Source organism: Rhizobium sp. BIGb0125 (assembly GCF_024810055.1).
In the GTDB taxonomy this organism is placed as follows: Bacteria; Pseudomonadota; Alphaproteobacteria; order Rhizobiales; family Rhizobiaceae; genus Agrobacterium.
The window spans coordinates 328161-349895 of the sequence record NZ_JANUDV010000004.1 but is presented as its reverse complement, the minus strand read 5'-3'; the positions used below and the strand labels follow the sequence as shown (position 1 = coordinate 349895).

Sequence of the window (21735 nt, the reverse complement as noted above, 5' to 3'; positions counted from 1 at the left end):
CGCACAAACGGCGCGGCATTGTCCTCGCACTGTAGGAAAGACGCGGTGAGCTGACCCACCGCATCTCTCTCGATTGCAGGTAGGGCACTCCCGCTCAAAACCGTATCACGGGGAATGCCCTATCTTTTGTCTTGTTGTTTCGACGGGAAGGTCCTGCGACTTAGTAGCCGAGGCCCTTCTTCGCTTCATAGACCTTCATCGGATCATCAGCAGCGGTGTACAATTTTGATTCCGTCTGGATCCACTTTGCAGGCTCTTTCTTGTCCTTCAGATACGCATCCAGCGCATCAAAGGCAGGGCCAGCCATGTCAGGCGTCAACTCGACTGTCGCGTTGGCTTCACCATCAGCCATTGCCTTGAAGATATCAGGCACGGCATCGATCGACACGACCTTGATGTCCGTGCCCGGCTTGAGGCCAGCTTCCTTGATTGCCTGGATGGCACCGACAGCCATGTCATCATTGTGCGCATAAACGGCACAGATGTCCTTGCCGCCGCCTTCAGCCTTGATGAAGCTTTCCATGACTTCCTTACCCTTGGTACGGGTAAAGTCACCTGTCTGCGAACGCACGATCTTTATGTTTGCCTGCGAAGCAATGGCTTCTTCAAAGCCTTTTTTACGGTTGATGGCAGGGGACGAACCGGTTGTGCCCTGAAGCTCCACCACCTTGCAGTCCTTGGAGCCAACATCCTTGACCAGCCATTCACCGGCGACCTTGCCTTCATGAACCTGATCCGAGGTGACGGCAGTCAGATAAAGGTCATCCGGAGCTTCGATCTGACGGTCAAGAAGGATTACCGGAATCTTTTCTTCCTTGGCTTCCTTCAAAACAGCATCCCAGCCAGTTGCAACAACCGGCGCAATAAGGATGGCATCAACGCCCTGCGCGATAAAGCCACGCACGGCCTTGATCTGGTTTTCCTGCTTTTGCTGGGCATCAGCGAACTTCAGTGTGATGCCACGCTTTTCCGCTTGCTGCTTGGTGACGGTAGTTTCTGCAGCACGCCAACCGGATTCAGATCCGATCTGCGAGAAGCCAACTGTAAGCGATTGAGCCGAAACGCCTGATGCAAGGCACGCGGAAAAAGCGACAGTAAATGCCGCAAGTGCTTTTCTCACCTTAAATCCTCCCAGAGATGATAGTAGCAATGACACAACCATATGAGCATATAGTATTACTCTTGGGAAGAAGTTTTTATGTGCCTCCAAACAATTCCTGCGACAATTCAAAAAAATGCAAAACAAAACAACATAAAAACAGATATTTAATATGACTTTTGTAACAAAAACCTTCAACGACAACAGCACGAAAATCTACGCGGTCGCGAATTAAAAGTATGATAAATAGACAAAAACGCCGGCTTGTCACCGGCGTTTTGTATACATTGCTATTGTCTGACAACGGTAGGGTTAGCTGGCTATGCATGCTGTCTGTTCCGACACATCAGCCACGGCAAGCAAACGCTCCGCATGTGCCATCATTAGCGGAGCAACACCCTTGATATCGTCATCCCTCAGGGTTTCAGAAACATAGTAGGCAGGCGTCCCGTCACGGTAGTTGCCTTCGAAACCACCAAGGCCCGCCACACAACATATATCCTGAAGAACAATACGCCCGCTTGCATTTGGCTTCAGGGCATTCTCTTGCAGACTTGTGAGTGCCTTTATCCCAACCGCCGCGTCAACATTTTTAACGCCCATGCGAGCCGCCTTGATGAAGGCATAGGCGAACATTGCAGTTGCAGAACTCTCGGCATAATTGCCGTCAAGTTGCGGTTGATCGATAACCTGCAGCCAACGACCATCGGCTGTCCGCAATGCCTGAAGCCGCCCCAAAAGGCTTGCAAACCACTGAGACAGGGCATCGCACTTTTCACTGGACGGCGCAATCTCGATCGTGTCGGCGAGCGCCATACAGAGCCAGCCAATCGACCGCGCCCAATGGGCCGGCGAAAGTCCGGTTTGCGGGTTTGCCCATGCCTGCAGACGTTCCTCATCATAGCCGTGACGGAAAAGACCACTCGGCGCATCGAAGGTCAATTCGAGCGCTGTCAACATTTCGTCTAGCGCCTCATTCACCAAGGCATTGTCACCTATAAGCGCGGCATATTCGACCTTGAAGGGCAGGGCCATATAAAGGCCGTCCAACCAGATCTGATGCGGATAACGCAGCTTGTGCCAATGCGGACCCGCCGATGTGCGCGGATGACTTTGCAACTGGCGAAGCAGGTGGTCCAGCGCCTTACGGTAGCGGGGCTGCGGATCTGCCTTGTAGAGTGTAATCAGTGCGCGACCCGGCAGAATGTGATCGATATTATATTCGGGAATGGAATACCCACGCAGTTCTCCATTGTCGCTGATCTGACCGTCGACCAGACGTTTCATATGGCTCAACCATTGCCGGTTTCCGCTTGCCCCAAAAAGGGCGATCAGCCCGCGATAGAGGCAACCATCCTCGTAGCACCAGCTTCCGCCTTTGTAATAGCTGTAGTCACTGGCATAGGCGTTGAAATATTCATCAAGATTGAGGGTCATACGGCAATACTCTGGCTGATAGTCGACAAGACGATGCCTTCCTTTTTCAGGAATGCAGCGTTTTCACTGATGATGCCCGCATGGCGGACAGGCTCCATATGGCAAGCCATGTCGGGGGCCTCGGCGACCGCGTGAGGGTCAAACGTCACGCGATAATTTTCGATGGTGATATTCTCCACCGGCGCCTCTGGCAGGCCGTAGAAAGCGGCGGCGGCTATCGCAACACGATCGGCCACGACGTTGCGCACGGTAACTCCCGAAATACGCGGGGTCGCATCATTGATCGGCAAAGCCTCCCGGCTCTGCACGTAATCCGATCGTCCATCCTCATCACAGAAATAAAAGGCATTGATGACCAGCGGCGCCTGAACACCACGCATGGCACAGTCCTCAACGCTGATATTCTTAACAAGGCCGCCACGCCCGCGGCGCGTCTTGATGCGCAGACCGCGGTCAGTATCGACCATCTCACAGCGCCGAACCTGAACGTTGCGGACAGTACCGCTCATTTCGCTGCCAATCACGACACCGCCATGTCCACGTTCCATGAGGCAATTCTCAATGCGGATATCCTCGCACGGCTGGTCCAGCCCACCTTTTGGGTCACGTTTGCCAGCCTTGATAGCGATGCAATCATCACCAACCGAGAAACGAATACCTTGCAGCAAAACATTGGTGCAGCATTCCGGGTTAAGACCATCTGTATTGGGTGAGGTGGGATCATTCTCTATCGTCAGCCCGATGGCTCTGATATCCCGGCTCAACACCGGATGAACCGTCCATGCAGGGGAATTGCGCACCACGATGCCCGAAATCGTTACGCGGCGGCTGCCGGAGACAAAAATCGTGCGTGGACGGCGTGCGCCATCACGGGTTTCCTTGGGCCATGTCCACCAGTCGCCGCTATCCCCGCCGCCATCGATCACACCGGCACCGGTAATTGTCAGGTCTTCACAATCGATGGCCGTAACAAGGCTTGCGTAACAGGCTTCAGAAACACCTTCCCATGTGCCAAGCACACGTCCATCATCATGTCTTGGTGGCAGGATTGGATAGGCCGCGCGATCCGAGAGGCCAGCGAGAACGGCACCATCCTCGACCAAAAACGTCATACGACTTTTCAGGAACAATGGTCCGCTTTGCCATTCGCCAGCTGGAATTCGTAAAGTACCATAATCCGGCAGAGCATCGATTGCTGCCTGAATGGCTGCTGTATTGTCGGGCGATTGGGGTGAGGCGCCGAATTTGGAGATATCGATCACACGGCTTTCCGCAGCCGTGTCAAAGGTGATTTTCTCTCCGCCCATCTCCAGCCAGTATGTCGATTTCGGCTCAAGATCGCACAGAGTGAATACAACGGTATTGCTTTCCCCTCTGGCGAGCGGTTGACCATCACCACCCAGCAAAGACCAGACCACCGGTTGGGTCAGGGCATGCAGATACTGGCCAGCACCAAAGGCGAAACTGGCGGTACGTGCCGTTGCGGTTAACAGATCTATGCGCGCCATGCTGTTTAAATTCCTTTTCATTCAATGCGGTGGGCTATCTAAAGCCCACCGCAATTTCTGCATTAGATGCCGCCAAGGGCGTCATCGACGCTTGCAATAATTTCTGCCGCCGTGTCTTCCGCAGACTGCTGGCCATAGGCGAAGGCTTCGAGGTTGGTATCGAAGGCATCCGTGACGCGCGGATGTTCATTGAGAGGTGAAACGCTCGGACCTTCCGATTCCATCACGATCTTGTAGGCATCGGCCTGCACGGGTTTGATCTTGCCCGCATCGGTCAGCGTCTTGATTGCAACCTTGCTGGAAGGAATGCCACGTGTCGCACCAAGAATGGTGACAGCTTCAGGATCGTTGAGAAGGCAATTGATGATCTCCGCAGCGGCCTTTGGTTCCTTGCTGTTCTTGGAAATGGCGAGCAGCATGGACGGCTTACGGTAGATACCCTCGGTCTTGCCGCCCTCTGAGGTCAGCGACTTAGTGGGGACCAGTTCCTGACCCGCTTCAAGAGGACCGGCAATTTTGCCGTAGGTGCTGTCCCACTGGTAGGAACTGGCATAACGACCATTCGCCCATTTCGGGTTTTCAAACAGCGGGCGGTTGCCCCCAGCCGATGAACTCTTCCAGGATTCGATAACACCCTTGACGACCATGGACTGGTAGAAGTTCAGCGCTTCGGTCAGTTCTTCAGGCGACCATGCGACCTTGTTGGTTTCGGGGTCGATGAAGCTCTTGCCGGTCATCTGCGTTGCACGCAGGATAACGACGATACGGGCATTCAGACCGTTCCCTTCAGAAGGAGCAGCCTCAAACGGATAATAGTCCGCTCCCAACTTTTCTTTCATCACAGGGGCGGCGGCAAACAGCTCATCCCAGGTGGTCGGCAGGGCAACACCAGCCTTTTCATAGGTAGTCTTGTTGAACATGAAGATACGGGCAGTCGTTGAGACCGGCACGCCGTTGAGCTTGCCCTTGACGGCGCCGCTTTCCAGATCGGCATCTGTCCACTGGCTGAGGTCGATTACATCCTTGTACTGGTTGAGGTCAGCAAAACCTTCACCGCCCTTGGAGAAAATCGGCAACCATGGCCAGTTGATCTGCATGATGTCAGCTTCGGTGCGTCCAGCTAGCTGAGTTGCAATCTTTTCCTGGTGCCCGCCCCAACCGGTAAACTCTGGCGAAATCGTGTGACCGAACTTCGCGCCGCAAACCTTCAGCGCTTCCTGCGTCGCAAGATGGCGGTCATCACTGCCCCACCACGACATGCGAAGATTGGCAGCATAAGCGCTACTCAGGCTCGTGGCAGCAAACAGCACCGCTGTAATAAGTAATCTTTTCATAATAACTCCTCCCAAGGAATGACTGTTGAATGATGGATGGATCAGTCCAGGCTGATGTTGTCACCGGACTGGCGATTGAAAATGTGGGCAGATGCAGCATCGGCGCTCAGCCAGACCTGATCATCGCGAAGGCTCTTGCGGTCATAGGCATGCGACGGAACAACCGCGATCAGACGATTTTTACCGGCCTGCACATGCAAATAGACTTCATGACCCATGAATTCGACATGGCTGATCTTGCCGGACAACGCGTTGGCGGCATCTGGTGCAGCAAGGCTGAAATGCTGCGGACGTACGCCCAGAATGATGTCCTTTGGCGCATTTTCTGCCAGGCGATCCATCAACTGCGGACCAAGCTGCAGTTTTTGACCGGCAATATTGATCGACCTGTCACTATCAAGCGTCGCATCGATCAGGTTCATCTCCGGGCTACCGATGAAACCTGCCACAAATGAGTTGGCTGGTTTGTTGTACAGTGTCACCGGATCAGCCACCTGCATGATGTGGCCTTCCTTCATGACGCAGATCCGGTCACCCATTGTCATGGCTTCGGTCTGATCATGGGTCACGTAAACAACGGTTGCCTGCTGCCCCTCAGCCTTCAGGCGCTTGTGCAGATCGGTGATGCGAACCCGCATCGAGGCACGCAGCTTTGCGTCCAAGTTAGACAAAGGCTCATCGAACAGGAAAACCTGCGGTTTTTTGATCAGTGCGCGGCCCACCGCCACGCGCTGCGCCTGACCGCCGGAAAGCTGTTTGGGCAGGCGATCCAGCAAAGCTTCGATTTCCAGCGTTTTGGAAACGTCCTGCGTTGCGTTTTCGATTTCGTCCTTCGGGCGACGCTTCAAGCGCATGCTGAACGACAGGTTCTTGCGAACTTTCATATGCGGATAAAGGGCGTAGTTCTGGAAGACCATCGAAATGCCACGCTCGCCCGGCGGCTTGTCATTGACGAGTTCTCCACCGATGCGAATTTCCCCGCCGGTAATGCGTTCCAGACCGGCAATCATCCGCAAGGTCGTCGACTTGGCACAGCCGGAAGGACCCACCAGCACCATAAATTCACCGTCCTCGATGTCGAGGTTGATGCCATGCACGGCGCGGAAAGAAGCGTAGTCTTTTTCGAGATTTCTGAGTTGAAGACGAGCCATTTTGTTATCCTTTGATGCCGCCAGCAGAGATGCCGTCGATGAAGTATTTCTGCGCGACGAAGAACACGACGAGTGCAGGGGTGATGGCCAGGACCGACATGGCCAAGATACGGTTCCAGTCAAATGCCTCTGTCGTATCGATCGAGAGTTTGAGGGCTAGCGAGACGGGGTATTTTTCGACCGATGACAGATAGATCAGCGGACCGAGGAAGTCGTTCATTGTCCACATGAACTGGAACAGGCACACCGATATCAGCGCCGGCATCAGAAGTGGCACGACGATGAACAGCAATGTCTGCATGGTGGACGCGCCATCAACACGGGCAGCCTCTTCCATATCGCGCGGGATGGCGCGCAGGAACTGCACCAGCATGAACACAAAGAATGCGTCGCCAGCAAAAGCAGATGGCACCCAAAGCGGCAGGTAAGTGTCGAGCCAGCCGAGATCACGAAACAGCAGGTATTGCGGGATGCGCGTGACGACATTCGGCAAAAGCAGTGTCGCGATCAGCGTTGCGAAGAGGATTTTCTTGAACGGAAAATCAAACCGGGCAAAGCCGTAAGCCACCGCCGTGCAGGAGATCGCGGTACCAATCATCTTTGGCAATACGATCCACAGCGTATTCAAGAAGAACGTGCCAAATGTGTACGGCGTCGATGTCTTCCAGCCATTGATATAGCCATCAAGGGTTGGGTTTTCTGGCCAAAAACCTGGATTATTGAAAATCTCGGCATTGGTCTTGAAGGATGCACCAACCAGCCAGATCAGCGGGTAGAGCATCAGCAAACCAACGCCACCCAACATGGCGTAACGAAGGACTGCACCGATGCGCTGGCGACGGACTTCCTTGTCGCGAATGCGCTCTGCTTCCGTGACACCCTGAATATTTGAAACAGTCTGATCGACCATAATCAGCTCCTCTTGTCGCCGGCGTAATAGACCCAGTGGCGCGACGACCAGAAGGCAACAACCGTAAGAACCATGATGATGACGAACAGCACCCATGCGATTGCCGAGGCATACCCCATATCGAACCGCTTGAAGGCTTCGTCATAGATGTACAGCGGCAGAAGATAAGTCGACTTCAACGGGCCGCCCTGTGTGATGATGTAGGGACCGTTAAACTCCTGGAATGCCTGAACCATCTGCATGATTAGATTGAAGAAAATTACTGGCGTGATCAGCGGAAGGGTAATGTGGACAAAGGTTTTCCACTTGCCCGCTCCATCAATCGATGCCGCCTCGTAAAGCGAATTATCAACGCTCTGAAGGGCAGCAAGGAAGATCACCATGGCTGAACCAAATTGCCAGATGCGCAGCATGGTGATGGTGAACAACGCATTTGTGGGGTCACCGAACCAATTGATCGGCTCCATGCCAAATACCGCAAGGCCCATATTGACCAGACCGGTGTCGGCAAAGATGTAACGCCACAGAACGGCGATAGCTATGGAGCCGCCGAGGATAGACGGCACATAATAGGCCGTACGGAAGAAATTGATGAACTTCAGCTTGTAGTTCAGGATCACCGCAATGAAGAGCGCAAACGCCAGCTTAAGCGGGACCGTGGTGAACACATAAATGAGTGTCACCCACAGCGACTTGCGGAACGTGCGGTCACTGGTGAACAGCTTGATGTAGTTGGCAAGTCCGGTGAACGTCGGCGAGTCCAGTAGGTTGTAGTTCGTAAAGCTCAAATAGAGCGATGCAACGAAGGGCAGGGTCGTGAAGACCAGCAACCCGATGATGTAGGGCGTCAGATAGAACAGCCCGAGAAAACGGTTGTCTCCACTCATTCAGCAACTCCGGAGGTCAGTTCTTCCGGCAGGAAGTGACGTGTAGCGGCCACCCTTTCCCGGAACATTGTAATAGTCTTGTCTGGCCCGATAGGCTGGACAAGCATATCGGAAAGAGCATCTGCCCCACGAATGTCCTCGGCACGCTCTGCGTGATATTCGACCTTCGGGCCGTCCGACGCCGCAGAATATCGCATGCCGATTGCCGCGTTTCGCTCAACAGCCGAATGATCGATGTCATGGAGTTTGATTGTTGCCGGGATAGTACCGTCACGGGCGAGGTCGCCCATGAGTTTCATCGCCCAGTTGAGAGATCCGCCGACCATATAGACGATACGGACAGGGTTTGTATATTCCGAATTGTGCATCCTCATATCGATGGCTGAACAAGGAGAATCACCCCATACAGGGTAATTTCCCAGAACAGCCTCGCTCCTCCCATTGAAAAGGCCGTCAATCTGGTCAATCTGACACTTGCCGGGTAATATCAGCCGATGTTTTGTGAAAAAGAATAGATTCTTCAGGACAAAAAGATGGACAAAAGCGAACAAGGCATTCTCGGCAGCATTCCGGTTCAAGCGCTCAGCCTTTCCCTAACGCGCTCCGCCATCAAGATGGAGCACTCATCAAGCTGGCGGATCGATAAAACCAATAGCGTTCATGACCTTGTCATCTGCCTGACCGGTCGTGCGGAGTATGAAATCGAGGGCGAAAGAGTGGTGATGGAGCCCGGCTGCGCCATGCTGATTGAGGCCAATACCCGTTTCGTCGGTCAAGCTTTGTCGCGGGAGTTATACACCGGCGTCGCGCAACATTTCACGCTGGATGTGTTTGGCCGCATAGACCTGATTTCACAGATGGAAAAGCGCCGCTGGGTGATGATGCCACGCTGGCACATGCTGGAACCGCTGGTACGGCACTTTCGCGAAACCGTGCCGCTGTCATCGACCACACTTGTTCAGCATCACCAATTCATGGTTTTTCTGATCGACTTTCTCGAAACAGCATTTATCGGTTGGCGACAGCAGAAACAGGCTCCCGTAGACAATCCGGATGCATTGTCACTGGCGATCATGGTGGCTGCCAGCCAGATCGCCGCTGAGCCACTCGACGATGAGATCGTGGAAAAATCGCTGACGGCAACGCCATACAATCCCGACTATTTCCGCCGAATGTTCAGAAAACAAGTAGGGCTAACGCCGGCAAAATATCAGGAATTCAAGCGCATGGAACGCGCCATGGGGCTTCTGGCAGGTGGCAGTTCGGTCAAAAAAACCGCAGAACTGGTGGGCTATAGCGACAGCTATTATTTCTCACGCATGTTCCGGCAATATATCGGTGTCAGTCCAGCCGGCTACAAGGCCGCAGAACGGCGCAACAGGGACGGACAATTCCCGCGCGGCGAAGAAGATGGGCAGGTCAATTACCCCAAAATAAACAGAACACAGCCATCGCTGCAGGATTTGCAAATGGCTGACAAACTTAGTCACGATTGAAATCCCCAAGGCGAAGGTGCTCGAGAAGGGGCTCGCACGCCGAAAGCGGCGGGCCGTGCAAAATGCGTTTAACCGCAGTTGCATGGTATTGTCGTTCATTGTATGGAAGTGTCGTCAATTATTGATGGCCTCATCGAAAGCGAACGCCATGAGCGGAAAAACAGCGTCAGAAAGCATGGCTCACAAGGTGGAGCGGCAATTGCGTGGAGATATTCTTTCGCTTGTCCTGCCGCCGGGCTCCCGTATTTCCGAACAGGAAATCGGCGAGCGGTACGGCTCCTCACGCCAACCGGGGCGCGAAGCGCTGATTGCACTTACCAAAAGCCGCTTGGTCGAGGTTTTGCCGCAGCGTGGCGCTGTTATCGCGAAAATCTCGGTCGCCAAGCTGATGCAAGCCGCCTTCATTCGCGAAACGATAGAGACAGCCGTCGCAAAGACCGCCAGCCGTACCTTTCACTTCCATGCCCGTTCACGAATGGAAGACTGTCTGCGGGAGCAAGAAAGGGCGGCCGAGATTGGCGACCATGTCGAATTTCGCCGATACGACGATCTGTTTCACAAAATTCTAGCCGAGGGCGCCGGTATTCCAATGGCCTGGCCGGTCGTCGAGGATTTGAAGGCGCATATCGACCGGGCCTGCAGCCTGTCGATCCACGATGCGTCCTCCTTCACGCGGCTCATCGGCGAACATCGCGCCATTCTCACCGCAATTGATGCGCGAGACGAAATGGCTGCAGAAAAAGCGATGACAGCCCACCTTTCCGAACTGCTTCGTGACCTGCCAAGGCTGGAAGCAAAACATCCTGATCTTTTTGAGTAAACCAAGGGAGGTTCAAAACCCATGACAACGAAAATCGAAACACTTCACGCCGTTCACTACACCCAGTCGGAACGCATGACGAGCGGCGAACTACGCGAAAACTTCCTGATGGAAAGCCTGTTTGTCGCCGGTGAAGTCAATGCCGTCTACACCCATTACGACCGCCTTCTGTTGGCTGGTGTCATTCCGCTTGCCTCGTCCTTGAGCTTTGGCGAAGAGATTGCCAAAACGGTTGGCACCTCGTTCCTGCTCGAACGCCGTGAGCTTGGCCTCATCAACATCGGTGGCGCAGGCCGCGTGATTGCCGACGGAACGACCTACGATATCGGTTTCCAGGATGCGCTTTATCTGGGCATGGGCACCAAGGAAATCAGCTTCGAAAGCGTTGACGCAGCAGCACCCGCAAAGTTCTACATCAACAGCGCACCAGCCCATGCAACGTATCCATCGCGGACCGTCAGCGTAACGGAAGCCATCGAAAACAATCTCGGCGATAGCGCTACATCCAATAAGCGCAAACTTTACCAGTACTTGCACCCGGATGTTCTCCCAACCTGCCAATTGCTGATGGGTCTGACACGTCTTGAAGGTGGTAGCGTCTGGAACACAATGCCAGCCCACCTGCACGACCGCCGTATGGAAGCCTATCTCTATTTCGAAATTCCGAAAGAATCGTTTGTTGTACATCTGATGGGGCGCCCACAGGCGACCAACCACCTGATCGTTCGCAGTGAGCAGGCTGTCGTTTCTCCGTCCTGGTCCATCCATTGTGGCGCAGGCACCGGCTCTTACGCCTTCATCTGGAGCATGGCCGGTGACAACCAGTCCTTCAAGGACATGGACTTCGTGCCCATGGGCGACCTGAAGTAAGGAGCGTCGAATGACCCTGTTTGATTTCACCGGAAAGCGTGCGCTTGTGACGGGTGCGCGCAAGGGATTGGGCCAGGGCTTGGCTCTTGCCCTGGCTTCAGCTGGCGCTGACATCATTGCGCTTGGCTCACAGGAAATGCCTGAAACCCGTAAAAAAGTTGAGGCACTCGGACGCAAGTTTGAGGAGGTCGTTTACGACCTCACCAACCCGTCGGGACTGGCGGATGTGGTCACATCTCTCACCACGGACGGCCGCAATATCGACATCCTGGTCAACAATGCAGGCCAAATCCGCCGCGCCGACTTTACGGAATTTTCCGAACAGGATTGGGATGATGTGATGAACATCAATCTCAAAAGCATCTTCATGCTCTCGCAGGCGGTCGTGCGTCATATGACGGATCAGAAAATTGCTGGCCGTATCGTCAACATTGCTTCGCTGCTGTCATTTCAGGGCGGCATTCGTGTCGCCTCTTACACATCGAGCAAACATGCGGTTGCCGGTCTTACACGCCTGATGGCCAACGAACTGGCTGTCAAAGGCATCACCGTCAACGCCATTGCACCGGGTTATATGGAAACAGACAACACGGAAGCACTGCGTAACGACCCTGACAGAAACCGCAGCATCATGGAGCGTATCCCCGCCGCACGTTGGGGCACCCCTTCTGATCTCGATACTGCACTGTTGTTCTTTGCTGCACCAGCAAGCAGCTACGTCACAGGCCAAATTCTTGCCGTTGATGGCGGGTGGATGGCACGTTAAGTTGTAAAAAACACTTTCAATCGCGGTGATTGAAGGTATGTATGGAATTCCTGCCACTTAAGGGGGGCGGGAAGGTGATGAGGGGCATATCCAGCCATGTTGGGCAATATGGCTGGAGTTGGAGTGGGGGCTTTATGCCTCTCATCATCATGATTTCATAGAAGATGGCGGATATTCACGCCATCAGTGATGGCTGACCCATTCCGCCAGTTCTTTTTCTGCTTTTTCCAAAGCGTTGTAATTCAACAGCTTGCGCAGGATTGCGATGGTGACAGCACGTGTGCGCAAATTATAGCGACCGTCGGGCTCATCCTCACCGGTTGCCTGATAGACGTTCAACTTCTCATACAGCGCCTGAAGACGGTTCTGCACACTGCGAAGCGAGAGATTACGCCGCCGCGCTATCGTCTTGTCGGTCAGACCCAGCGCGATATCGATCAGAATTTCATATTCGGAATCACTGACGCCATTGACCTTGCCAAGGCTCTTTTCCTGCAGGCCACGCACCTCACGGTCGATGACACATTGTGCTTCGATGAAGATACCGCGCAATGCCAACCGTAAACGTTCGTCAGATGCGGATTTAAGAACATATCCGTAAGCCGCACCTTCCGGAACGATACGGGACACGCCGCGAACATAGGCCTCATCGGCATAGTTCGACCAGAACAGGATGCGGGTATCGGGGCGTTCCTTCCAGATGGTGCGGGCAGCTTCGATGCCATTGCGTTCATTCATCTGCAAATCCATGACAATATGGGCTGTACGGTTTTCCCGCGCCAGTTTTTCGCCCACCTTACCGTTCTCCGCCTCCAGCACCCTGGCGCATTCCGGCAGGGCATTGCGCACGACTTCATTCAAGTAAGCACGGTGCAGAACATCATCCTCAACGATCAGCACGTCCATTTAACTCTCCTCCGCCGTTTTTCCCGCCAAACCAGGTTTTACGCTGACACTGACGCAAGTCCCCGGCCCATGACGATTTTTTCCAATCCCGAAACGGGCCGATATCAGTCTCGCTCGGGTTTTCATGTTGCCAATGCCATGGCCAGTTGAGTTGCCAGATGCATCTAGACCGGCTCCGTCATCGTTTATCTCAACCGTCAGCCAGTCTTCACGACGGCGAAGCGTCACCACAATACGATCCGGCTGCCCATGTCGTATGGCATTATTGATGGCTTCCTGCACGATCCGGAACAGCGAAGTCGCGACACCTTGCTCCAGCTCATCGACCATGCCCTTGCTATCATCGGCAATTTCCCAAGCAATTGATGCGCCGCTATCGCGAACCGATCGGTCGAGATATGTTTCAATCGCCTGCACCATTCCAAAGAGTTGCAGGATCGAAGGTTTTGCCTCTTCGATGATCTGACGCAGATCATGCATGCAAAATTGCAGACTGCGCGCCAGCGGCTCCAGCATTTCACCGCTTACTTCAGGCAGATGGGTCATGCGCTCGACACGCCGGGTGAGCCGTGTCAAATCCGCCAGCGTCTGGTCATGCAAATCCATGCCGATGCGCTGCCTTTCCGCTTCCAATGCCTGGGTAAGTTTCAAGGCACCGGAGCGCAGTCCTTCTTCACGTGCGGTCGCTTCTGCCTCTTCAATGGCAGACCGTTTTGCCTGTTCGGCAGCGCGAATTGCAAAGAAATAGGGCGCCAACAGGTCTGCCACCGCACGGGCGTTAAACACATCATCCATCGTGTAAGCGTCTGTCGTGTGAGACGAACAACTCAGCGCACCGATGATGTCGCCATGCACCTTCAAGGGAACATGCAAGCGGCTGTGTAACGACAGCGTAATGATCGGGCTGGAAAACGCTCCCTCGAAATGAAAGCGTGGATCAACGCAGGCATTGCCACTCAGCAGAAACTCTACCTCGCCAGCCAGCAACGAACGGATTGGACTCCCGGTCAACAGCGCGGGCGGATGTTTGCTCCAGTCGCTTTCCAGACCGCTTTCATAGGCAATGTGATATTTATCATCGACCAGCTTGATACAGACGTCGAGATGATCATGCGGAATGATATGGGATATTTCCGTCGCAACAGCCTGAATGATGGAGTTGAACTCCAACTGCCCCGCCAGCAAACGGGAAATACCGAGATAATGCTCGAATAACGAACTACGTAGGGAATTAAGCATTCTCGGCGCCCTCCCAAGCACCTGCGGCACAGTTTTCAACACATGCGAAAAACCATGCTTCTATCCGTCATTGTGCGCCTTGTAACGAGCCTCGTCCTGCATTTTTGCGCACATTATGTGCGGGTTCCCGCAAATGGTTTGCCAAGATCAGCCTATACAACTGCGCCTTTGTTGGTCATGCTGGCGGTTACTGGGGGAGGAGCCTCAGGGCCATAAAAATCCGTTGAAAATCCGCGACTTTTGCGGAGGGATCTCTATGCCCCGGTTATAGTTTTGTGAGCCATCAGGGAGGAAATCAATGGCTATCAAAAAAATGCTTGTGGCTTCAGTCACGCTTGCATGCGCTGCCTTGCCGATGGTGGCACAGGCGGACACATCCGCCAAGAAAATCGCACTGTCCAACAACTACGCTGGCAACTCCTGGCGTCAGGCCATGTTGACCAGCTGGGACAAGATCACCAAAGAGGCTGTATCCAAGGGAACGGTTGCTGCTGCAGACGCTTTCACAACAGCTGAAAATCAGGCGACCGAACAGGCCGCGCAAATCCAGAACCTCATTCTTCAGGGTTATGACGCAATCGTCATCAATGCCGCTTCGCCAACTGCGCTCAACGGCGCCGTAAAAGAAGCCTGTGATGCCGGCATTACGGTCGTTTCCTTTGACGGTGTGGTGACGGAACCTTGCGCATGGCGCATCGCGGTTGACTTCAAGTCCATGGGCGAAAGCCAGGTCGATTTCCTGGCAAAAAAGTACCCTAATGGTGGCAACCTACTCGAAATCCGTGGCCTGGCCGGCGTATTCGTGGATGATGAAATCCACGCAGGTATCCAGGCCGGCATTGCCAAGCATCCAAACTTCAAAATTGCCGGTTCTGTAAACGGTGACTGGGCGCAGGACGTCGCACAGCGTGCCGTTGCCGGCATTCTGCCAAGCCTGCCGGAAATCACCGCTGTGGTGACACAGGGTGGTGATGGTTACGGTGCGGCACAGGCATTTGCAGCTGCAAAACGCCCGACACCAACCATCGTCATGGGTAACCGTGAAGACGAGCTGGTCTGGTGGAAACAGCAAAAGGATGCCAGCGGTTATGAAACCATGTCAGTTTCGATCGCACCAGGCGTTTCCACGCTTGCGTTCTGGGTTGCGCAGCAAATCCTCGACGGCAAGGACGTGAAGAAGGATCTGGTTGTTCCGGTTCTGCGGATCGATCAGGCAAACCTTGAAGACGGTCTGGCAAAGACCGAAAAGGGCGGCGTTTCCAATATCGAATATTCGCAGGAAGACGCCCAGAAAGTTATCGCCCAATAACTTTCCGATACCGCGATATCACCGCACGGCGCCGTTTGAAGGCGCCGTGTACCGCCTATCCAATAATTCTGTGTCGTGCTGATGAACGAAATCCTGTCGAGAGAAGAGGTTGTCGCCGCACGTGGCGTCAAGGTGACCTTTGGTGCCGTAAAGGCACTGGATGGTGCCGACCTCATTATTCATTCTGGCGAATGTCTTGGTCTCGTCGGCCACAACGGTGCCGGCAAGTCCACCATCGTCAACGTCATCAACGGCAATCTCACACCCCATGAGGGCACCTTGTCTTATCGTGGCGGCCAAGGAGAACACGGTATCGCCGTGGCACGAGCCAATGGCGTACGCTGCGTGTTTCAGGAATTGTCTCTTTGTCCCAATCTGACGATTGGCGAGAATGTCCGCATCATGCATGCCGATATGAAAGGCAGCAGATGGCGCGGTCGAGCGACCAGCCTCATTCAGCAGCAACTCGACGATATTTTCCCCGGCAGCGGCATTGATTGCACGGCAACCGTCAGCGAACTTTCCATTGCCGAACGACAGATGGTCGAAATCGCCATCAATTTCGCAGGTGTCGAAAACAAGCCAAGGCTGGTCATTCTCGACGAACCGACCTCGTCACTTGATGCCGGCCTTGCAGAACAGCTTATGGATTATGTCCGTCGTTTTGTGCGCTCCGGCGGCTCTGTTCTGCTGATCTCCCACATCCTTGGAGAAATCCTCTCAACCGCCACCCGCATCGTTGTGATGAAGGACGGCAAGGTGGTTGCAGACCGCCCCGCTTCGGAATTCAGCACCCGCAGCCTTGTCGAAACCATGGGCAGCGTGGTGAAGGAAAGCGGCTGGGAGCGATCACAAATTCAAAGAACCGGACAACCTGTTCTATCCATGCCTGCCCGCAAGGGCGAGGGCCATACGTTCGAAGCCTATAGAGGCGAAATCATTGGTCTCGCAGGATTGGGCGGCCACGGCCAGACCGAAGCACTGCTCGATCTTTATTTGTCGCGCAACAGCAACTGGTTTCCGACCAGACAGCAGGACATTGCCTTTGTTGCCGGCGATCGCAGCCTGAATGGCACGTTCCCGCTGTGGAGCATTCTGAAAAACCTTAGCATTGCATCGCTACGCGACCTCTCCAGTCTCAGTCTCGTCAACCACAAGCGTGAGAACGAACTTGGCGACAACTGGAAAAAGCGCATCGAAATTCGCACGCCCAACATGGGCAACAAGATCCTGTCGCTGTCCGGCGGCAACCAGCAAAAAGTGCTCTTTGCCCGCGCGTTAGCCACGACAGCCGAAACCGTTTTGATGGATGACCCGATGCGCGGTGTCGATATCGGCACCAAACAGGAAGTCTATGAAATCCTGCGCACCGAAGCGCGCCATGGCCGCACCTTCGTCTGGTACTCGACCGAGATGGACGAAATCCAGCTTTGTGATCGCGTCTACGTGTTCCGCGACGGCGTCATCCACGCGGAACTCGTCGGTGACGACATCACTGAACAGAACGTGCTTGCAGCGTCCTTTGCAGGGGAAGGCCACTGATGAAAATTTCTGCCAATACCATGCGACTTGTCATTCCGGCGGCATCCCTTGCCGTGCTGCTGGCCGCAGTCTTTTACATGCAGCCGCGGGCCATGAGCTACACAGGCCTGAACCTGCTGTTCAATCTGGCCGTTCCAATCATTCTGGCAACCATCGCCCAGATGCTGATCATGTCGGTTAATGACCTTGATTTGTCGATGGGCACATTTGTCAGCTTCTGCGCCTGCGTCACCGCGACCTTTTTGCAAACATCACCTGTGGTCGGCATTCTGATTTTCGCAGGCGCAATTGCGGTTTACGCGGCAATCGGCGCCATCATTCACATACGCTCGCTGCCATCCATCGTGGTGACACTCGGTATGAGTTTCGTCTGGGGTGGCCTTGCTGTTCTTATCCTTCCGTCTCCCGGCGGCACGGCACCGGGCTGGATCCGCTGGCTGATGACGTCAAAGCCACCGCTCATTCCAGTGGCGATCGTTGCCAGTATTCTGATCGCCATCATTGCCCATCTGATCGTCAGTCGATCGTCCTTCGGCGTGCTGATGCGCGGTGTGGGCGGCAATTTCCGCTCGGTGGAACGGGCAGGTTGGTCCGTGGTTGGTATTCGCGCTGCAACCTTCGCGCTTGCCGGTTTTTTCGCAGTGTTGGCCGGTATCGCACTTGTCGGTCTGACGACGTCGGCCGATGCCAATATCGCACTTCGTTATACGCTGTTGTCGATTGCCGGTGTGATCCTCGGAGGCGGTGAATTTGTGGGCGGCCGCGTGTCGCCGGTTGGTGCAGTTATTGGCGCGCTGACCCTGACACTTGCCGGCTCCTTCCTGTCCTTCATGCGCATTTCGCCGGACTGGCAGATCGGTGCACAGGGCGCCATCCTGATCGTTGTCCTGGCGCTGCGTATTCTGCTCAACCGGCTTGAAAAGCGGGAGAAAAATCAATGAGTGCTTTTCAAACCATCTCACGCAAACCCTGGATCTGGTCTTTTGCGGCAACAATCGTGGTCTGGCTGGCAACGGTCATGTTCACTGGCGGTGCTAGTTCATTCGGCCTGTCGCACGCGGCTCTGACATTTGCTGCATTTTCGGTGATTGTCGGTATTGGCCAGATGTTTGTTATCACGCTCGGTCCCGGCAATATCGACCTCTGCGTGCCCGCGACTATGACACTGTCAGGCACGCTTGCCCTGAAATTCATGGATGTTTCCGACAGTCTGATCCTCCCAGGTCTGCTGATCGCCGTGCTGATCGGCATCGGCGTTGGCATCGGCAACTACCTGCTCATCAAGGCACTGCGCATTCCGCCAATCATCGCGACACTGTCCATGAGCTTTATCGTGCAGTCGATTGCCATCTGGTCAAACCGGGGCCTGCGCATCAAGCCGCCGGAAAGCCTTGCCAGCTTTGCAACAGGAAGCACGCTTGCCATTCCGAATGTCGCGCTGGTTGCCCTTCTGCTCTCCGTCACTGCCTGGCTGTTGCTCGATCGCAGCTTCTATGGCCGCTGGATTTCTGCCATTGGTCAAAGCACCTTTGCAGCACGCATGACCGGCATCCCCGTCGATGGCGCACGTTTTGTCACCTATGTGCTGTGTGCCGTTCTGGCCGCTGTCGCCGGTTACCTGCTTGCCAGCTTTTCCGGTGGAGCGGCCCTCAATATGGGCTCGGAATATCTGCTGATGTCGATTGCCGTCGTGGTGATTGGTGGCACTGCCGTGGCAGGTGGAGATTCCAACGTGCCGGGTATCTGGGGAGCCTCGCTCTTTATGTTCCTCGTGGTCTCGATGCTCAACACCTATGGTTTCGGGGCTGGCATACGCCTCATTCTGACAGGTCTCATCATCATCTCCGTCATCCTGCTGGCCGGCGGGCCTAAACCTAACCGTTGATCAGGCGCCCCTGCGCGACTGATCGCGAAAGATAATATGGATAAAGCCATGCAATTCGACCCTTCGTTCCCCTATGACATCCGTGACGAGCGTTTCCGCCAGTACATTGTTGGAAATGCCGGACTGGAAGAGCTCTACTCCGGCTGCCGCTGGGCAGAAGGCCCTGTCTGGTTTGCCGACATGGATTGCCTGTTGTGGAGCGACATTCCCAACCAGCGCATTCTGCGCTGGGTTCCAGATGGACATGTCTCGGTTTTTCGCCAGCCATCCAATTTCACCAACGGTAACACCCGTGATCGCCAGGGCAGGCTCGTATCCTGCGAACATGGCGGCCGACGTGTCACACGCACCGAAATAGACGGATCGATTACCGTTCTGGCTGATAGCTATAACGGCAAGCGGCTCAACTCACCCAACGACGTCGTCGTCCGCTCAGATGACACGATCTGGTTTACCGATCCGACCTACGGCATCCTCTCCGACTACGAGGGTTACAAGGCAGAACCCGAACAGCAGACACGTAATGTCTACCGCCTCGACCCGGCGTCCGGTGAAATCACCATCGTGGTGGATGACTTTGGCCAGCCAAACGGCTTGGCCTTCTCGCCAGATGAAACAAAGCTTTATGTCGCGGATTCATCATCCAGCCACGACATCACTCGCCCACGCCATATTCGCGTCTTTGACGTTGTTGACGGCAAGACCCTGGCTAATGGCCGGGAATTCTGCGCACTGGACAATGGTCTGCCAGACGGGTTCCGCCTCGATACGCTCGGCAATGTCTGGACGAGCGCTGCCGATGGCGTGCACTGCTTCTCGCCAGAAGGAAAACTGCTCGGCAAGGTTTTGGTGCCGCAGACGGTTGCCAATGTCACTTTCGGCGGTCCCCGCAAGAACCGCCTGTTCATCACCGCAACCAAATCGCTTTATTCGGTTTATGTTGCGGTGACCGGAGCCGTTTGACGCCTGAAATTTCAGGTAACCGCAGGCTCACGCAGCCTGCGGACGCCCCCAGATCGGGAACGGGTCGGGCAGGTCGCGATACATCTCGGCTTCAAAATGCTGCAGATCCGTTCCGACAAGGCAGGCGTCAAGCGCAGCACGAATGGCCTGTTCATCCATACCCGAACCAATAAATACCAATTCCTGTCGGCGATCACCCCAAACCGGATGCCAGCGCTTCTCCATTGCATCGAGAAAATCGGGATGGTCCGGCCAGCGGCTTTTTGGCACCGAAACCCACCAGCGCCCCATGGGCGACACGCGTGCAATGGCACCGGCCAACGAAAAGTCACCAGCCCATTCCGGGCGGGTCGCCAGCCAGAAATGTCCTTTGGCACGGATCAAACCAGGCCATGTCTTGTCGACAAATTCTTGAAATTTTTCCGGGTGAAAGGGCTGTTGTGCACGATAGACGAAACTCTGAATGCCATATTCTTCAGTCTCAGGCACATGATCGGCAAAGCCATACAGTTCCTTGAACCACAAAGGATGTGTCTCGGCCTTTTCCTCGTTGAACAAGCCGGTGTCGAGAACATCGCTCAATGCGACTTTGCTGAAATCGGTTTCAATAATCCGTGCATCAGCATTGAGGGCCATGATGATCTTGCGCACGACATCGCGTTGCTCTTTGCTGATCTCGGACACTTTGTTGAGGACGATGACATCGGCAAATTCGATTTGCTCAACCAGCAAATCCACAATCGTCCGTTCATCAGTGTCGCCGTTGGATTCACCGCGTTCGCGTAAAAGATCATTCGATCCGTAGTCTTTCAGCAGGTTGATCGCATCAACAACCGTAACCATGGCGTCCAGCCGCGCAATATCCGAGAGGCTGGCGTCATTTTCGTCGCGGAATGAAAAGGTTGCAGCAACCGGCAAAGGCTCTGCAATCCCTGTCCCCTCGATTAGAAGATAGTCGAAACGTTTTTCCTCTGACAAGCGACGAACTTCAACAAGCAAATCGTCACGCAATGTGCAACAGATGCAGCCATTCGTCATCTCGACCAGCTTTTCTTCCGAACGCGACAGGTTGCCACCGCCTTCACGAACCAGTTCAGCGTCGATGTTTACCTCACTCATATCATTCACAATAACCGCAACGCGCTTTCCTTCACGGTTGTTGAGAATGTGATTAAGCAGTGTCGTCTTTCCCGCACCAAGAAAGCCGGAGAGCACTGTCACCGGCAGTCTGCGATCAATGATATTTGCTGTGGGCATCGGCTATCTCGCTAAAATGTTATAACGTTACATCTAATTATTCGAACCTGACGAACTGTCAAGTTGCAAACGTATATCGATTGGAAAATTGGTCGTGATGACCAGACAAGAGGGCAGTTTGTCACGGCGTTCAGAAGGGCAAGGGGTGGTCTTTGCCATCACCGTGTGCAGCTAACAGCTCATCACGAAATCAACATTAAATTGCAATTCGCGCGTCATATATCGTTGCGAGCAAACGTTTTGCCATTTTTGCTATCATTGCGTGTTTTTCCGCAAAACGTCACTTGTGCATCATGAATGTTCAAAATCGATACAAACTATAGAATTTTATAACTTCAACCTGCACCTTGTTTCAT

At 54.2% G+C, this 21735-nt stretch carries 20 protein-coding genes; 9 read left to right on the top strand and 11 right to left on the bottom strand.

The genetic code is table 11. From position 1 onward, the window contains the following. Positions 1–160 precede the first annotated feature (160 nt). The 8 genes from ytfQ to M2418_RS13250 all read right to left on the bottom strand — a co-directional run bounded on the left by ytfQ (position 161) and on the right by M2418_RS13250 (position 8694). Complete coding sequence (gene ytfQ / locus M2418_RS13285; protein WP_250984924.1) at positions 161–1162, bottom strand: galactofuranose ABC transporter, galactofuranose-binding protein YtfQ; 1002 nt, start codon at positions 1160–1162, stop codon at positions 161–163. 249 nt (positions 1163–1411) lie between these two features. Continuing rightward, positions 1412–2536, bottom strand: a complete 1125-nt coding sequence (locus M2418_RS13280; protein WP_259147089.1) for a glycoside hydrolase family 105 protein — start codon at positions 2534–2536, stop codon at positions 1412–1414. Further along, on the bottom strand, positions 2533–4044 hold the full coding sequence (locus M2418_RS13275) for a glycoside hydrolase family 28 protein (RefSeq protein ID WP_259147087.1): 1512 nt from the start codon (positions 4042–4044) through the stop codon (positions 2533–2535). Before M2418_RS13275 ends, M2418_RS13280 begins: the two co-directional genes overlap by 4 nt. Before the next feature lie 62 nt (positions 4045–4106). Further along, complete coding sequence (locus tag M2418_RS13270) at positions 4107–5378, bottom strand: ABC transporter substrate-binding protein (RefSeq protein ID WP_259147085.1); 1272 nt, start codon at positions 5376–5378, stop codon at positions 4107–4109. A gap of 41 nt (positions 5379–5419) precedes the next feature. Then, entirely contained in the window at positions 5420–6529 is a 1110-nt protein-coding gene (locus M2418_RS13265; RefSeq protein WP_259147084.1) for an ABC transporter ATP-binding protein, read from the bottom strand. Between the two features lie 4 nt (positions 6530–6533). Then, positions 6534–7334: a carbohydrate ABC transporter permease gene (locus M2418_RS13260; RefSeq protein ID WP_352230591.1), complete on the bottom strand. Its 801-nt coding sequence runs from the start codon at positions 7332–7334 to the stop codon at positions 6534–6536. Between the two features lie 107 nt (positions 7335–7441). Continuing rightward, positions 7442–8326 (bottom strand): carbohydrate ABC transporter permease, encoded by an 885-nt coding sequence (locus tag M2418_RS13255; RefSeq protein ID WP_192489122.1) that lies wholly within the window; start codon positions 8324–8326, stop codon positions 7442–7444. Next, entirely contained in the window at positions 8323–8694 is a 372-nt protein-coding gene (locus tag M2418_RS13250) for a hypothetical protein (RefSeq protein ID WP_259147081.1), read from the bottom strand. The genes M2418_RS13255 and M2418_RS13250 overlap by 4 nt, the downstream gene beginning before the upstream one ends. A gap of 165 nt (positions 8695–8859) precedes the next feature. On the opposite strand from M2418_RS13250, the gene M2418_RS13245 reads away from it, so the two are divergent. The 4 genes from M2418_RS13245 (at position 8860) to kduD (ending at position 12278) form a co-directional block, all read left to right on the top strand. Continuing rightward, positions 8860–9822: an AraC family transcriptional regulator gene (locus tag M2418_RS13245; protein ID WP_192489124.1), complete on the top strand. Its 963-nt coding sequence runs from the start codon at positions 8860–8862 to the stop codon at positions 9820–9822. 148 nt (positions 9823–9970) lie between these two features. After that, entirely contained in the window at positions 9971–10642 is a 672-nt protein-coding gene (locus tag M2418_RS13240) for a GntR family transcriptional regulator (RefSeq protein WP_259147079.1), read from the top strand. Between the two features lie 21 nt (positions 10643–10663). Next, on the top strand, positions 10664–11512 hold the full coding sequence (gene kduI, locus M2418_RS13235) for a 5-dehydro-4-deoxy-D-glucuronate isomerase (RefSeq protein WP_259147074.1): 849 nt from the start codon (positions 10664–10666) through the stop codon (positions 11510–11512). A 10-nt stretch (positions 11513–11522) separates the two neighbouring features. Then, positions 11523–12278, top strand: a complete 756-nt coding sequence (gene kduD, locus M2418_RS13230; RefSeq protein WP_250984915.1) for a 2-dehydro-3-deoxy-D-gluconate 5-dehydrogenase KduD — start codon at positions 11523–11525, stop codon at positions 12276–12278. A 183-nt stretch (positions 12279–12461) separates the two neighbouring features. On the opposite strand, the gene M2418_RS13225 is transcribed toward kduD, so the two are convergent. Then, positions 12462–13184: a response regulator transcription factor gene (locus tag M2418_RS13225; RefSeq protein WP_250984914.1), complete on the bottom strand. Its 723-nt coding sequence runs from the start codon at positions 13182–13184 to the stop codon at positions 12462–12464. Further along, positions 13185–14423, bottom strand: coding sequence for a sensor histidine kinase (locus M2418_RS13220; RefSeq protein ID WP_259147072.1), 1239 nt, complete (start codon positions 14421–14423; stop codon positions 13185–13187). A 298-nt stretch (positions 14424–14721) separates the two neighbouring features. Between M2418_RS13220 and M2418_RS13215 the strand changes: the two genes are divergently transcribed. The 5 genes from M2418_RS13215 (at position 14722) to M2418_RS13195 (ending at position 20122) form a co-directional block, all read left to right on the top strand. Continuing rightward, a complete protein-coding gene (locus M2418_RS13215; RefSeq protein ID WP_192489130.1) occupies positions 14722–15732 on the top strand; it encodes an ABC transporter substrate-binding protein in 1011 nt (336 codons plus the stop codon). A gap of 81 nt (positions 15733–15813) precedes the next feature. Beyond that, positions 15814–17274 (top strand): ATP-binding cassette domain-containing protein, encoded by a 1461-nt coding sequence (locus M2418_RS13210; protein WP_259147070.1) that lies wholly within the window; start codon positions 15814–15816, stop codon positions 17272–17274. Continuing rightward, on the top strand, positions 17274–18215 hold the full coding sequence (locus M2418_RS13205; RefSeq protein ID WP_259147069.1) for an ABC transporter permease: 942 nt from the start codon (positions 17274–17276) through the stop codon (positions 18213–18215). The genes M2418_RS13210 and M2418_RS13205 overlap by 1 nt, the downstream gene beginning before the upstream one ends. Next, a complete protein-coding gene (locus M2418_RS13200) occupies positions 18212–19159 on the top strand; it encodes an ABC transporter permease (RefSeq protein ID WP_259147067.1) in 948 nt (315 codons plus the stop codon). Before M2418_RS13205 ends, M2418_RS13200 begins: the two co-directional genes overlap by 4 nt. Before the next feature lie 48 nt (positions 19160–19207). After that, positions 19208–20122 (top strand): SMP-30/gluconolactonase/LRE family protein, encoded by a 915-nt coding sequence (locus M2418_RS13195; RefSeq protein WP_250984908.1) that lies wholly within the window; start codon positions 19208–19210, stop codon positions 20120–20122. A 27-nt stretch (positions 20123–20149) separates the two neighbouring features. Here the strand turns inward: M2418_RS13195 and zigA are convergent, their stop codons facing one another. Further along, positions 20150–21379 (bottom strand): zinc metallochaperone GTPase ZigA, encoded by a 1230-nt coding sequence (gene zigA / locus M2418_RS13190; RefSeq protein WP_259147065.1) that lies wholly within the window; start codon positions 21377–21379, stop codon positions 20150–20152. Between the last annotated feature and the right edge of the window lie 356 nt (positions 21380–21735).